Origin of the sequence: Marinobacter sp. P4B1, from assembly GCF_001447135.1 — a bacterium.
Taxonomy (GTDB): domain Bacteria; phylum Pseudomonadota; class Gammaproteobacteria; order Pseudomonadales; family Oleiphilaceae; genus Marinobacter; species Marinobacter vinifirmus.
In genome coordinates, this window is sequence record NZ_LLXM01000007.1 from 1 (window position 1) to 13,811 (window position 13,811).

At 55.5% G+C, this 13,811-nt stretch carries 13 protein-coding genes; 4 read left to right on the plus strand and 9 right to left on the minus strand.

Going from position 1 to position 13,811, the window contains the following annotated elements:
* Nucleotides 1-68: 68 nt before the first annotated feature.
* The 8 genes from AQ621_RS05360 to AQ621_RS05405 form a co-directional block, all read right to left on the minus strand.
* A protein-coding gene (locus tag AQ621_RS05360; protein ID WP_413772290.1) for an IS3 family transposase occupies nucleotides 69-1,201 on the minus strand; the annotation gives its coding sequence in 2 pieces (ribosomal slippage) (nucleotides 69-919 and nucleotides 919-1,201; 1,134 coding nt in all).
* A 207-nt stretch (nucleotides 1,202-1,408) separates the two neighbouring features.
* Nucleotides 1,409-2,053 (minus strand): hypothetical protein, encoded by a 645-nt coding sequence (locus AQ621_RS05370; RefSeq protein WP_058340598.1) that lies wholly within the window; start codon nucleotides 2,051-2,053, stop codon nucleotides 1,409-1,411.
* Nucleotides 2,054-2,148: 95 nt separating this feature from the next.
* Entirely contained in the window at nucleotides 2,149-2,565 is a 417-nt protein-coding gene (locus tag AQ621_RS05375; protein WP_022992962.1) for a GNAT family N-acetyltransferase, read from the minus strand.
* Between the two features lie 92 nt (nucleotides 2,566-2,657).
* Nucleotides 2,658-3,395, minus strand: coding sequence for a hypothetical protein (locus AQ621_RS05380; RefSeq protein ID WP_058340599.1), 738 nt, complete (start codon nucleotides 3,393-3,395; stop codon nucleotides 2,658-2,660).
* Between the two features lie 66 nt (nucleotides 3,396-3,461).
* The gene (locus AQ621_RS05385; protein ID WP_058340600.1) at nucleotides 3,462-3,947 is read right to left on the minus strand and encodes a hypothetical protein; all 486 of its coding nucleotides are present in this window, start codon (nucleotides 3,945-3,947) and stop codon (nucleotides 3,462-3,464) included.
* Nucleotides 3,948-4,088: 141 nt separating this feature from the next.
* Nucleotides 4,089-4,601 (minus strand): hypothetical protein, encoded by a 513-nt coding sequence (locus AQ621_RS05390; protein ID WP_145840251.1) that lies wholly within the window; start codon nucleotides 4,599-4,601, stop codon nucleotides 4,089-4,091.
* Nucleotides 4,602-4,932: 331 nt separating this feature from the next.
* Nucleotides 4,933-6,060 (minus strand): IS91 family transposase, encoded by a 1,128-nt coding sequence (locus AQ621_RS17245; RefSeq protein WP_082640910.1) that lies wholly within the window; start codon nucleotides 6,058-6,060, stop codon nucleotides 4,933-4,935.
* Nucleotides 6,057-6,899: a tyrosine-type recombinase/integrase gene (locus AQ621_RS05405; protein ID WP_058340604.1), complete on the minus strand. Its 843-nt coding sequence runs from the start codon at nucleotides 6,897-6,899 to the stop codon at nucleotides 6,057-6,059. The genes AQ621_RS17245 and AQ621_RS05405 overlap by 4 nt, the downstream gene beginning before the upstream one ends.
* Before the next feature lie 465 nt (nucleotides 6,900-7,364).
* On the opposite strand from AQ621_RS05405, the gene AQ621_RS05410 reads away from it, so the two are divergent.
* A complete protein-coding gene (locus AQ621_RS05410; RefSeq protein ID WP_227508248.1) occupies nucleotides 7,365-7,979 on the plus strand; it encodes a phage integrase N-terminal SAM-like domain-containing protein in 615 nt (204 codons plus the stop codon).
* Between the two features lie 27 nt (nucleotides 7,980-8,006).
* On the opposite strand, the gene AQ621_RS05415 is transcribed toward AQ621_RS05410, so the two are convergent.
* Nucleotides 8,007-8,342 carry a 4a-hydroxytetrahydrobiopterin dehydratase gene (locus tag AQ621_RS05415; RefSeq protein WP_022989328.1) on the minus strand — a complete coding sequence of 112 codons (336 nt, stop codon included), beginning with the start codon at nucleotides 8,340-8,342 and terminating at the stop codon, nucleotides 8,007-8,009.
* A gap of 126 nt (nucleotides 8,343-8,468) precedes the next feature.
* Here AQ621_RS05415 and imuA point away from each other — a divergent pair, with 126 nt between their 5' ends.
* From imuA to AQ621_RS05430, 3 genes are read left to right on the plus strand one after another with little or no spacing between them, the layout of a single operon-like run.
* On the plus strand, nucleotides 8,469-9,158 hold the full coding sequence (gene imuA, locus AQ621_RS05420) for a translesion DNA synthesis-associated protein ImuA (protein ID WP_058340605.1): 690 nt from the start codon (nucleotides 8,469-8,471) through the stop codon (nucleotides 9,156-9,158).
* A 4-nt stretch (nucleotides 9,159-9,162) separates the two neighbouring features.
* Nucleotides 9,163-10,581, plus strand: coding sequence for a Y-family DNA polymerase (locus tag AQ621_RS05425; protein WP_058340606.1), 1,419 nt, complete (start codon nucleotides 9,163-9,165; stop codon nucleotides 10,579-10,581).
* A complete protein-coding gene (locus AQ621_RS05430; RefSeq protein ID WP_058340607.1) occupies nucleotides 10,581-13,697 on the plus strand; it encodes an error-prone DNA polymerase in 3,117 nt (1,038 codons plus the stop codon). Before AQ621_RS05425 ends, AQ621_RS05430 begins: the two co-directional genes overlap by 1 nt.
* The last annotated feature ends 114 nt before the right edge of the window (nucleotides 13,698-13,811 follow it).

Here is a 13,811-nt window from a genome sequence, read left to right on the forward strand (position 1 = left end):
TGAGGTGGACCCCATCAGTTGGACAGCCTGAAGGTGCAGTTAAGCTCTGATCCGGCTGTATTCCCGGCTCAAGCTGCCAGGGTCATGGGTTGTTGGTAGTACACCTCATCCGGTGTTTGGTAATCAAGGGTTTGGTGGTACCGGGTCTGATTGTAATGCCGGAAGTACCGGTGGAGCGCCTGCTTCAAGTGTCGGCCATCCTCGAAGGCAGTGAGGTAGACGCACTCGTGTTTGACGCTGCGCCAGAGCCGTTCCACAAAGATGTTGTCATGGTAGCAGCCTTTGCCGTCCATGCTGATCCGGATGCCATGCTCTTTGAGAACGCTTGTGAAGGCCTCGCTGGTGAACTGGACGCCCTGATCGGTGTTGAAGACCTCCGGTGTTCCGTGGCGCTGTAGAGCCTCCTCCAGTGCATCGACGCAGAAGTCTGTGTCCATGGTGTTGGAGACTCGCCAGGACAACACCTTGCGGCTGTACCAGTCGATGATGGCAACCAGATACATGAAGCCCCGGGCCAGCGGGATATATGAAATATCTGTTGCCCACACCTGGTTGGGGCGGTCGATTTTCAGCCCTGTGAGCAGATACGGGTACACCTTGTGCCCATCGCCCGGAATGCTGGTTCTGGGGCGCGGATACACCGCCTGAATGCCCATGGTGCGCATCAGCCGCTGCACCCGCTTCCGGTTGACCCGATAGCCCTGGTGCTGCAAGTGGACCCGCATCTTGCGAGAGCCATAGTACGGCGTTTCCAGGTGCTGTTGATCAATCAGGTACATCAGATCCAGATCCTCCTGACACTGCTCACGAGGGACGTAGTACACCGATGAGCGGCTCAGCTTGAGCAGCTCACACTGGCGCGAAAGACTGACTTGGGGATGACCACGCTCGATCATCGCCAACCGCTGTTGACGGCTTACTGATCGAGCTTGCGCGACAAAAAATCGCGTTCCACCGTCAGTCGGCCAATCTCTCGGTAAAGTTCGTCTGTGCTGGGCTCATCGGATTGCTTGCCGGCTTTCTTCTTGCCTTCGAAGAGGCCCGGGGCATTCTCCAGCAGTTCGCGCTTCCAGGTGCTGACCATGGTGGGGTGGATCTGGAAACGGGCAGCAATTTCGGATGTGGTCTGGTCGCCCTTGAGGGCAGCCAGGGCGACTTTGGACTTGAATGATGCGCTGTATTGCTTGCGTTTCTTGCTCATGATTCTCCTCCTTATGGAGATGATGAATCAGAGCTTAGGCACCTGTCCAAAATTTGGGGTCCACTTCACACTGCATAAACAACCACTTCTGGATCGCGCTGTAATCTAAGCACAAGATAGTTAATCACTGTCGAAGTCAGTGCAATTACCAACGCAATCAAACTCAATATTTCAGGTGACATGATCTACCTTTTGAAATCTAACGCCTCAATCAGCCGCCGCATCAGCGGTCGGCTGAATTGTCTTGTTAGCACTCTCATTTTGTGACATTGATTGACTAACCTCAGGCGGTTCGATCTGCGGATCTATAAAACTTGTATATATCGCAAATGTAAACCCAGCAAGTCCAACAAAAAAACCACCAATGGTGTAATACTTCTGATGTTTCTGCTCTTTCTTGTTTATGGTGAGGAGATCTTTAATCTGAGACGTCAACGGCTCTAACAGGTGTTCGTTACCATCTATTTGATCTCTCAATCTCTCCAAGTGAATTCGAACTTCGTTTGGCAGCCCCTCAAAAGGCTCATCTTTCCGATATTGGTCAATATAGTCCTTTATTAACTCTTTATGAGGAGATAGATCATCTTCCCTGCCTGCCATAATCTCGCGATAGTATTTTCTTATTGTATATTGGATTTTAGACTGGGTTAGCCCTCTTGTAGAGGCGATTTCTTTTACATCCTCCCACGTTGGCTGGCTATGCTTAACAGTATCCTTAAAATCATTCGAGAAGTTGTTTATCTGTTTCATCTCAAAGATATCTTCGATGATGGTGCCAAAGGCCCAGGAAACAAAGACAAAAGCTCCGATCACTCCAATTGAGATCAAAACAACATACACCCAATCAAGCACTTACTATCTCCTTTTTGTGCTAACGCCAGCCAGCATGCGCGGCTGCGGAATGGAGGCGAAGCCGCAATGCAGTAGACGTCGCGTGCCTGGCCTTGTTAATTGCCAATGGTCACCCCCGCATCCAGAACCCAGCAGCGATCATTGTGCGTGTAGCCAAGCTGACCATAGTACGAATTGGCTGCCGGTGCTGCGATGAGTATCAATTTGCAGAGCGGCCCCAGTTGCTTCTGGGTCAGTGACTGTAATCGTTTGCCTATTCCTGATCTTTGATAGTTCTGATGAACTGCCAAATCTGACAGGTAGCAGGCATAGTGAAAATCCGTGACGCTGCGAGCGATGCCGACCAACAAGTCATCATCCCACGCGCTTACGACGAGATTGGAGTTGGAAATCATCCCTTCCATACAGTCTCGATCGTGAATTGGCCGACGCTCCCCAAGGGTAGAGCTCTCCAACAAACCGATGAACTGGTCCGTGGTGATAGGGTGATTCACCTGAAAGCTGATAGCCATACCTCTCCTTGGCAATTAACGCCAGCCAGCATGCGCGGCTACGGAATGGAGGCGAAGCCGCAATGTAGTAGACGTCGCCGTGCCTGGCCTTGTTAGGCAACAGGGCATGCTGCAAGCTCCCTAGCGAAGTAATATTCATGCGATGCCGCGATGGATTTATTATTCAAATTACAGACCGTCTCCCTGCTCACCGTATAATCTTCCGCGCCCGCCAAGAATGCTGTATTTGGGGAGACTGGCATGAATGGAAGCTGGTGATACGCATCAGCCACGATGAATTCACCTTCTTCAGCCCGTATAAGACCCCACTTAATACCCTCGTAGTTGTGCCAATAACGATCAAGGGAAATCTGTATCTCCAAGCCACTTGCTAAACGGGATGCTACTACACCCTCATCTCTGAAGAACGCACCACCTTTACTCTCGACGATCTCCTCTTGATCTTTCGTTAAACCTGAGCCCGTAACACCCTTCAAAACCAAATCTTGGCAGTCGGACTGGTGAAAATGGTGTCGCAATCGCCAGAGAAGATGGTATCGAGAAAGGGCATCGTGATTTCGATCGGAGAATGCTTTTATATTATCGATTTCATCGTGAAAGGCTGTTTCTATCGCGAGCATGTACCCGGTTTCAGCACGCTGATCCCAAGTACGCTTTGTGCAGAATATTTTTGCCCTTTTATGCCTCTTTACGACCTCCCCGGTTCTAATCATCCTCACTTCGACCTTGCCATCATGATCGTAGAATTTAGAGATGGCATGGGCTGTATGGAAGTGCTGATCCACCGTGAGCTCTCGGGGATTTCTTTTAATTGGAGGCTCGTATGGCATTTCCTCTCCTCTGCCTAACGCTTGCGGCAGCGGCGCGACGTCAGGAGCGACCGTTGGCCGAACTTGTTAGGCCTTTGGGCGCACCAAGGCCATGTCCATAATGAATTTCTCAAGATCGTTTCCATGCGGGGATACACCCGTCTTTCCACACAAAATTGCCAGGGTTCTTGCCATATCGCTCCTTACTTTGAGGAGCACTTTGTAGGCTTTCATTTCAGCTGCCGGTGTTGATTGCGAATGTTGGTGCAGCTTATCGAGGCATTCCTGCAGTGACACGATGAGTTCACCCAGGAGGACACCTAACTCGACGTTGTTCGGATGCTTGGAGCGGAGAGCCCTTATCTCGCCAAGGATGTCTGAGAGACTAGCCAAGACCGCAGGCATACTCTCATATTGCCATTCGGCATATAAAACGCGTCGATGCTCCAAGCATGTCAGGAAAGATTCAAAGTCTTTTCTGAGCGGGGCGTTTGTGACCCAATCATGCACAGCCTTTCCAAGCTTCCATGTGGCAGCAACGGCAGATGAGAACGTGGAAAACGTGACCGGCATTTTGATGATCCCTCTGAAAAGGCCTAACGCCAATATTAAGCGGCGCCCTTGGAGTGCAACGGAAAGGGCGTCCGGTGGACGGCCGCCAGGCCGGGAACGAACTTGAATGACTGGTTAGAAATATTCCAGTTAATCAATACACTACAATTTTGAGTAAGTTATTTTAGGATTTGCCCCATAGAAATTGCACTCAAACTTTCGCTGCATGTCTGAATCCGCGATTGCTACGCGAAACACAGTACTCTCATAGACAGATTGATAAAGATTAGTCTCGTAAGAATTTTGAGGTGATCCAGCTGGCATAAAAAAATTTGAGTAGAATAGTTTTGCTGAAGCTCCAAAATAGAATTTTTTCATAAAATCCCTTAGCGCTAGTTCGCAATAAAACTCCGTCGGATCTGCCTGAATCAGCGCAAAGAACTCTATCTGATTCTCATTACCACGATATCTTACCCGTGCATACCGCAGTTCAAATGCACTATATTCCTGAAATTTCTTCTCCACCTCGTACTCAAAAACCCGTTGGCTCAGGCGCACCATAGCCAAGTCCAACCGGCTTACTGATTCCTGATCCAATACTTTTAGTGCAGATTGACCCCATGATGGTACTGCAAAAACCAAACAGCAGATCAACCCCAGTGCTTTAAAAGACACAATGCCTCCGGTAAACAATTTTCTAACACTTAAGCATTTAAAGGTCGTGCGCAGCATGACCTTTAAATGTGGGTTGGACTAAGCCGCCGGCACCGAAGCCCGCAAACTGTCTATAAGGGTAAAGTAATTTTTGGACAGAGGTCGGAACGACAAATCGAGTGCGTAAAAGACCTCGGTGGACGTGAAGATCCTTCCATTGGTTCCCATAAATGATCCCATCCTTGTGTATTCTGGCCAGACTAACCCGCTCTTTGTTCCATTTCCAGTCAGAACGCGAGTCAACGCCCAGCTCCTCTGGAACTGTATGCGTGCTGTCAGCCGCCAGGTGCGGCTAGGCCGTCACTAGACTTCCCAGTGTTCTGCACCGAGGAATCTGTCGAACCCGATAAACCATGCCGTCGTCACATCGAGTGCACGGCCAGGCGCATGACGTCCCTGAATGTATTAACGTTTCAACGTCAGACTCGACGGGCCTTTGGAGCGCCTGATGAATAACGCTCAGCTTTTGTCGCCGGGTCCGGTTACTTAAATAGCCAAAATGTCGAATGCGCATAAACCCTTTTGGCAGGATATGCATCAGGAACCGCCGCACAAATTCCACCCCGTCCAGTTGCTGAGCCTTCTGGCGATCTCCATCCCGGTAATCCTTGTACCGGAACACGATCTGCTCACCCTCCTGTGCCAACAAACGGCCGTTGCTGATGGCAACGCGATGGGAGTAGCGAGCGAGGTAGTCCACCACGGTTTCAGCCTGGTTCAGGCAATGACGGGCGTAAACCACCCAATCCTTCGCCATCAAGTCATTGAGCACAGAGTTAATGGCCTCAGGCTCAGTAAGCCTGTGCAGTTCGCCGGCTCTGGCTGAGCTTCTGAGCGACGACACCATCCGTCCGCGAAAGCGCCGTGACAACGCCCTGACCGGGAACAAATACTGATGCTTAGCCCGGTGCCATTCGCCAGCTTCTGTGAGCACCCCGCCCGGAATCAAGCAATGTACATGAACATGGCGACTCAGGTTCTGCCCCCAAGTATGGAGGACAGCGGTCATGCCCAACTCTCCCTGCAAGTGTTTGGTTCTGAAGCCAAATTGACGGAGCGTGTTCCAAACCGACTCGAAAAGGCGACGGTAGACCACATCTGGATGCACCTGCACCCAGCCGTTCAGGGTATGAGGTAAGGTAAACACCAGGTGGAAGTACGGAACCGGCAGCAGCGATCGGCGCTGGCGCTCACACCATTGCTGGCTTGCCCGCCCCTGGCATTGTGGGCAATGCCGGTCCCGGCAACCGTAGTAATGAACGGTGCGCACCTTGCATTGATCACACTGCATTTCCATGCCGCCCATCCGTGCCGTTCGGCAATCTATCAGGCGGCTACAGACCTTCCGACGATGGCTATCCAGTGATTCCGTGACCAAAAACTGGTTCAGCACCGACTGAACCGTGACTGCACCTGTCATCGCCCACCTCCAAGATCTGCAATCAAATCCGCAGGCGAGCGATTCTGGGAGGAAAGCCCTGGCAACCAGTGCAGATATCGTTCGGTGGTGCGCAGGTCACTGTGCCCCAGGAAGTTCTGCAAATCATTGAGGGCCACACCATGCTCCAGCTGATGGGTAGCATAGGCGTGACGTAGCGCGTGTATCCCTCCACACTTCTGCACACCACTGGCGCTCTTGGCGTTTCGGTACACCTTTTGGGCGGTGGTTGTCGTGAGATGCTGTCCCGTCAACACCTCGCTTGGGAATAACCAGGTCATGGGGCGCCCAAGGCGCCAGTATTCCCGCAGCCGGTTTAGCAACACGTCAGCCAATGGAATCATTCGGTCCTTGCCGCCTTTACCCAGGTGGACATGGAGCAAGTGACGCTCGCCATCAATGCTCTTTACCTGCAACGCCACAGCTTCACTCACGCGTAAGCCGCAGCCATAGGTTATCGACAGCAAGGCCCGATGCTTCGGATTCCTGGTGGCTGCCAATATCCGTGCAACCTCCTGACGGGTCAGTAATTCAGGAATACGCTGCGGTCGCTTGGGCAACACCAGGTTCACGTCGAAATCTGCCCAGTGCAGCACTTGCAGGTACAGGAGCAGGTACAGCCGGCAACTGGCCGGCGCCAGGGAACGCTCCTGGACGAGATAATTGAAGTAGGTCTGCAGATCCCCAACCTCCAACTGGTCCGGGGATCGGCGGTAATACCGCGCCAAATCAGTGACGACGTAGAGATAACTCTTTTGAGTCTGTGGGGAAAAGCCATGCTGACGCATGGCCTGGATCATGGTCTGACGTAACGGTGTCATGGCGGCATCTCCTCTTTTGAGCAGCCCATAAGGGCTCTTCAAAAGTATCCGTCACTTCACCTGATTTTGCGGCCAACGCCGAGACCACTCGCTACCGCGAAGCGGTTTAGTTCAACAGTGAATTCTACGAACGAGTTCGTATATCCCGCGTTCGTATAACTCCAACCCAAACGCGCCCGAAATTCTTAATTTTTCCAATAAAAAACAAAAGCATGAGAGCAATCCACCACGGCTACCGCCGGAGTTATACGCCCTCAACAGAACCACTCCTTGCCCTTATCCTGGGGCGTATAACTCCGCCCTTTTAACTTTTACTTTTTAACCATATCAGAAGGTTACGAATAATTCTTTGGGATTTTCCGGAGTTTTGCGAACGCGTTCGTATAACTCCGTCGAAATTTCTCGGTTGACTTCACCTGAAATTATTTTACTGTACATATATACAGCTTAAGGAGTACTAAGGATATGGATATCCCCGCCCCCATCCCGGCCCAGCCAACCCGGTTTCTGGATCGGCTTCGGAGCTTTATCCGGCTGCGAGGCTTGGCCTACAAAACCGAGCAAACCTATGTCTTCTGGATCAAGCGCTTTATCCGGTTTCATGGCCGAAAGCACCCAGAAACCATGGGCTCTGGTGAGGTAGAAGCATTTTTGTCTCACCTGGTACTGCAGGCAAATGTCAGCGTGGCTACCCAGCGAGTGGCTCTGAATGCTCTGATCTTTTTATATCGCGAGTTTTTGGGGTCGCCCCTGGAAGAGCTCCAATATGAGCCAGCCAGAAAACCCAAGAAGCTGCCAGTGGTATTCAGTCCGGATGAAGCCCGGCGGGTAATTGCTTGCCTGGAAGGCGAGTACAAACTGATCGCTATGCTGCTTTACGGTGCTGGTTTACGAATCAGTGAAGCGCTTCGGCTCCGGATAAAAGACATCAATTTCGGAATGCAGCAGTTAATTGTCCGGGAAGGTAAAGGTGGTAAAGACAGGATCACACTGCTGCCAGAACGCCTGATTGAGCCTCTTCAGAAGCAAATCCACTCAACTCTTCTGCAGCATCAGGTGGATATGGGGCCACGACTTTAGTGTACGCAGCCCGGTAGACGAAGCCTTTTAATAAAGCTCGTCTGTTCTGGCCGCCATGATGAAGTCATTTTTATGCAAACCGCCGATTTTGTGGGTCCACCACCGCACTGTCGCCCTGCCCCACTCCAGCAAAATGGCAGGGTGATGGTTTTCGGCTTCGGCCAGGTCCGCCACTTTGTTGGTGAAGGCCTGTGCTTCCACAAAGTTTTTGAAGGTGAATACCCGGCGTAATTGTTCCTCGCCATCTACCATCACGTCTTCCCAGTCGGGGATGGCGCTCAGCAGTTCCTGTTTCTCCTGGCCGGTCACTTTGGGGGCGTCTGCGCGGCAGGCTTCACAGGCTTGTTGGCTTAGTTTTGTCATGGCTCGTCCTCCTTTTCTGGTTGCTGTGTTCAGCGTGGGTGGCGTGCCCGGTTTTATCAAGTTGGCAGTTGAAATTCCGCCCTCACAAGAATACTGTATGTATAAACAGTATTCGGATAATTTCCTATGAGCGAATTACTCAGCAGCCTTCTGCAAGATGCCCGTATCTGGCAGGGCCATAAGCACAGAAAGACCACCCAGCCGGCGGAGTCGACGGGCTATCAGGTGCTGGATAACCAGCTGGGCGGTCTGGGCTGGCCGCGGGGTGCGTTGAGTGAGTGCCTGCTCGACACCTGCGGCATTGGCGAGTTGCACCTGGTACTGCCGCTGATGCAACGGATATCCGCCGCCGGCAAAACCATTTTCTGGCTGAATCCGCCGCACACGCCTTACGCTCCCGCCCTCGCCCGTGAAGGGGTGGATCTGGGCCACCTGGTGATGATCAACACCCGGGATCAGGGGGACTTTTTATGGACCATGGAAAACTGCCTGCGCTCCCCGGTTACCGGGCTGGTGCTGGCCTGGCCGGGCAAGCTCGCCAGCCGGGATGTCCGGCGCCTGCAACTGGCATCAGAAGCCGGCGGCAATGTATGCGTGCTGTTCCGTAGCTGCCGGTTTTCAGACCAGAACTCTCCGGCAGCGTTAAGGCTGGAACTGGCCCCCGGTGAACATCAGGAGCTCAAGGTAAACATCATCAAACGCCGCGGTAGCTGGCCGGGGCAGCGTTGTTCCATTGCTCTCGGGCACCGGGCCAACATTGCTGTTCAGGATTCCTCCCGCGTCGTTCAGGGGCCCTGGCCCGAGGCCCGGGAGTAGCCCTGTGCTCTGGCTTTACCTGCATTTCCCTCACCTGTTGCTGGACCACGTCCGCCGCAGCCAGAATGCCACGGGCGCCCTGGCGATTGTAGACGGTACCGGGCAGAACATTGTTCAGGCCTGCCCCACCGCCCGGGACCTGGGTATTACCCCGGGTATGCGACTGAAAACGGCCCTCGGCCTGGCTCCGGATCTCAACATTATGCGGGCAGATGCAAAACAGGAGGCCTGGTTGCTGGAGGACCAGGCCCGCTGGCTGTACCACTATGCCGCACACATCACGCTGGCGCCGCCGGATGGATTATGGGCAGAAGTCAGCAGCCTGCAGAAGCTGTACGGCGGTTTGCCGGCCATCTGGCAAACCGTGGAACAGGCGTTAACGGAGCGCCAGCTCACGGCCTGGGTGGCTATTGGCCACACGCCGCTCGCTGCCCGGTTGCTGGCCCATACCGGCAAGGGCGAATGCACGGCAGACAAAGGCCATATCCTGACGGCGCTTGGCAATCTGCCATTACAGGCTGCGGGCTTTGACAAGAAATCCTGCACTCGCCTTCAGCGCCTTGGCCTGAACACCCTGGGTGAGGTATTTGCCCTACCTGCCCCGGAACTGGCCCGGCGGTTATCACCGGAACTGCTGGCCATTATCCAGAAAATACAGGGCACCCGGGCCGATCCCAAGGCACCCTGGCAGCCACCCCACACGTTCCGGCAGCGGGCAGACTTTATTCAGGAGGTGGAGCACGCTCAGGGGCTGCTGTTCTCGCTGCAGCGAATACTGGCAGAGCTGGAAGAAGACCTGTGCTGGCGCCAGCAGGATACCGACACTCTGCTGCTGGTGTTGCAGCACCGACATGAAGAGCCCACCCGCCTGCGTATCCGCACCACCGGGCCGGAGCACCGGGCCGAGGTTTTTCTGAAACTGATACAGCTGAAGCTGGACCAGCAACCGCTGCGGGCTCCGGTCACCGGCCTTGTTCTGGCGGTTAAACGCTTTACCGGCCGAGAGGCGCCGGGGGGCCAGGATCTGCTGGGCGAAACCCAGGATCTGAACGAGGCCTGGCACACACTGATCAGCCGCCTGCAGGCCCGACTGGGTGAACAGGCCCTCAAGCAACTGGCGCCAATGGACGATCATCGGCCAGAACATGCCTGGTCTGCCAGCGAAGTACGCAAACCCGGAAAGCGCCAGGACAGCGCTTCGGCGCTACTTCCCCACCGCCCCTTGTGGTTGCTGAAAGGCCCCCGGCCACTGGAACAAACGCCGGTAGCCTGGCATTCCGGCCCGGAACGCATCAGCGGTGGCTGGTGGGATGGCCAGCGGGTACACCGGGATTACTACATCGCCCGGTTACCGGGCGGCGAGTTGGCCTGGGTGTTCCGGGATGTTAACGATGGCTGGTTCATACATGGATGGTTTGGTTAATGGCAGGTAGCTACGCGGAACTCTTCTGTTTCAGCAATTTCACCTTCCTCACCGGGGCCTCGCACCCCCATGAGTTGGCGGAACGGGCCCTGGAGCTTGGCTACCACGCCATCGCCATCACCGACGCCTGCTCGGTGGCGGGTATTCCCAGGGCCTGGGCCGCTTTGAAAGACAGCCCGGTAAAGCTGATTACCGGCAGCTGGTTTGAATTGGAAGATGCCCCCGCCGGCGCGGCCACGCCCCGCTTCATCCTGCTGGCCCAGTCCCGCAAGGGCTACGGCCAGCTGTGCCAGCTGATCACCACCGGCCGGCGCCGGGCAGAGAAAGGCCAGTACCAGCTGTTTGCCCGGGATATTGAAACCCACGAGCTGGATCATTGCCTGTGCCTTTGGCAACCACCTTCCAGGGCGGCGGCAAGCTACGATCAGGCCGTGGCGTGTGGTGAATGGTTGCAGCGGTTGTTTGAACAACGCCTGCGCATTGGCGCTACCCGCACCCTGGAGGCCGGCGAGGAGCAACAGCTGGCCCGGGTACGCGCACTGGCTGAACACTTACAGCTAGCCGTTGCAGCAACCGGCGAAGTACACATGCACGCCAGGGAACGCCAGCCCCTGCAAGATGTACTCACCGCCCTGCGCCACCACGCCACGGTTGAAAACGCCGGCCACTGCCTGTTCCAGAACGGCGAACGCTACCTGCGCCCGCTCCCGGTGCTGCAACGCCTGTTTCCGCCGGCCTGGCTTCAGGAAACCGTAAACATTGCCAACAGCTGCAGCTTCGAGCCCGGCAGCCTGCGCTATGAGTACCCACCTGATCTTGTACCGGAAGGCGAATCCCCGGCGGCCTATCTCAAACGCCTGACCCGGGAAGGCGAACGCCGCCGCTACCCCGAAGGTACGCCGATGAAGGTGCAGGCGTTAATCCGCAAAGAACTAGGGATGATCTCGGAGCTCAACTACGAGCACTACTTCCTCACCATCCACGACATCGTGGCCTTTGCCCGCAGCCGGGGCATTTTATGCCAGGGGCGAGGATCAGCCGCCAATTCGGCTGTCTGTTACTGCCTGGGCATTACCGAGGTGAACCCGGCCAAGGTCGAGCTGCTGTTTGAACGCTTCATCTCGAAAGACCGGGACGAGCCGCCGGATATCGATGTGGATTTCGAGCACCAGCGGCGGGAAGAGGTCATCCAGTACATCTACCAGCGCTACGGCCGGGAACGGGCAGCTCTGGCCGCCACGGTCATCCGCTACCGCTACCGCAGTGCCATCCGGGATGTGGGCAAGGCACTGGGTTTTGATGCCGCCCTGGTGGAGAAACTGCTGGATGGCATCGACTGGCGCGATAAAAGCACCAACTGGCGTCAGCAGATTCTGGACAAGGGGCTCACCCGCAACCCGAAAGTGGCGGAGCAGTTCTTTACCCTGGTGAACACCTTACTGGGCTTTCCCCGCCACCTGTCTCAACACGTAGGTGGTTTTGTTATCAGCGCAGGGCCACTGGCGGAACTGGTGCCGGTGGAAAACGCCGCCATGGAAGGCCGCACGGTCATCCAGTGGGATAAGGACGACCTGGAAAGCCTGGGCCTGATGAAAGTGGATGTACTGGCTCTGGGCATGCTCACCGCCATCCGCAAGGCGCTGGAGCTGATCAGCGAAGAAAAAGGCCAGACCTTCACCATGCAGGATGTCCCCCAGGAAGACCCGGACACCTACGCCATGCTGCAAAAAGGCGACAGCATCGGCGTATTCCAGGTGGAATCCCGGGCCCAGATCAACATGCTCCCGCGCCTGAAACCGGAAACCTTCTACGATCTGGTGATCGAAGTCGCCATCGTGCGCCCCGGCCCCATTCAAGGCGATATGGTGCACCCCTATTTGCGCCGCAAACACGGCCTGGAACCCGTCGAATTCCCCAACGATGCCGTCCGCCAGGTACTGGAACGCACATTGGGCGTGCCCATATTCCAGGAACAGGTGATCAAACTGGCCATGGTCGCCGCCGGCTTTACCGGAGGCGAAGCCGACAAACTGCGCCGGGCCATGGCCGCCTGGAAATCCCACGGGGACTTAACCCCGTTCCGGGACAAACTCATCAACGGCATGCTCGAACGGGGCCACGATCCGGACTTTGCCGAGCGCCTGTATCAACAGATCTGCGGCTTCGGCGGCTACGGCTTCCCGGAATCCCACGCCGCCAGCTTCGCTTTACTGGTGTACGTCTCCGCCTGGATCAAACGCCACCACCCGGCCGCCTTCTACTGCGCCCTGCTCAACAGCCAGCCCATGGGCTTCTACTCCCCCAGCCAATTAGTGCAGGACGCCCAACGCCACAAGGTCACCGTACTGGCGCCAGACGTCAACCACAGCCACCGTGAACACACCCTGAAAGGCCCGGAACAACACCTGCGCCTGGGCCTCAGAATTATTCAGGGACTGTCTTCCAGCGGTGCAGACCGCATCCACCAGAACCGCCCGAAAAACGGCTACCAAAGCGCCGCCGAACTGCGCACCCGCGCCGGCCTCAACCAACGCGACATGGAACTCCTCGCCGGCGCCAACGCCATGCCCGGCTTCACCAGCAACCGCCACCAAGCCTACTGGCAACTGCTCGAACACGAAGAACCGGCAGAACTCTTCGCCAACGAAACCATGGCAGACTACCAACCCGAACCCTGCCCCCTGCTCCCGGAACCCACCGAAGGCCAGAACGTCCTCGCCGACTACAGCAGCCAGGGCCTAACACTACAAAGACACCCCCTCGCCCTGCTCCGCGAACAAGGCCACCTGAGCTACTGCCTCACCGCCGACCAACTAAAAACCACCCGCCCCGGCATCCCCGTACAGGTCGCCGGCCTGGTCACCGGCCGCCAACGCCCCGGCACCGCCTCCGGCGTAACCTTCGTCACCCTCGAAGACGAAACCGGCAACATCAACGTCGTCGTCTGGCTCGAAACCGCCCGCCGCCAACGCAAACCGTTACTCACTGCCCGCTTGTTACACGTAAAAGGCGTTATCGAAAAAGAGGGAGACATCGTGCATGTCATGGCCGGAAAACTGTCTGACCTGAGCCACCTGATTAACTCGTTACCAGTTAGCTCCAGAGATTTTCACTGATCACCCGAGAACGAACACCACAAGGCAAATTTTTCTGCACTCTTATGGCTTACAGTTCGGAGTTCAGAAGCATCGGGGTGGCGGGGCCAGCCCCCAAACTAGCAAGCTACAAAA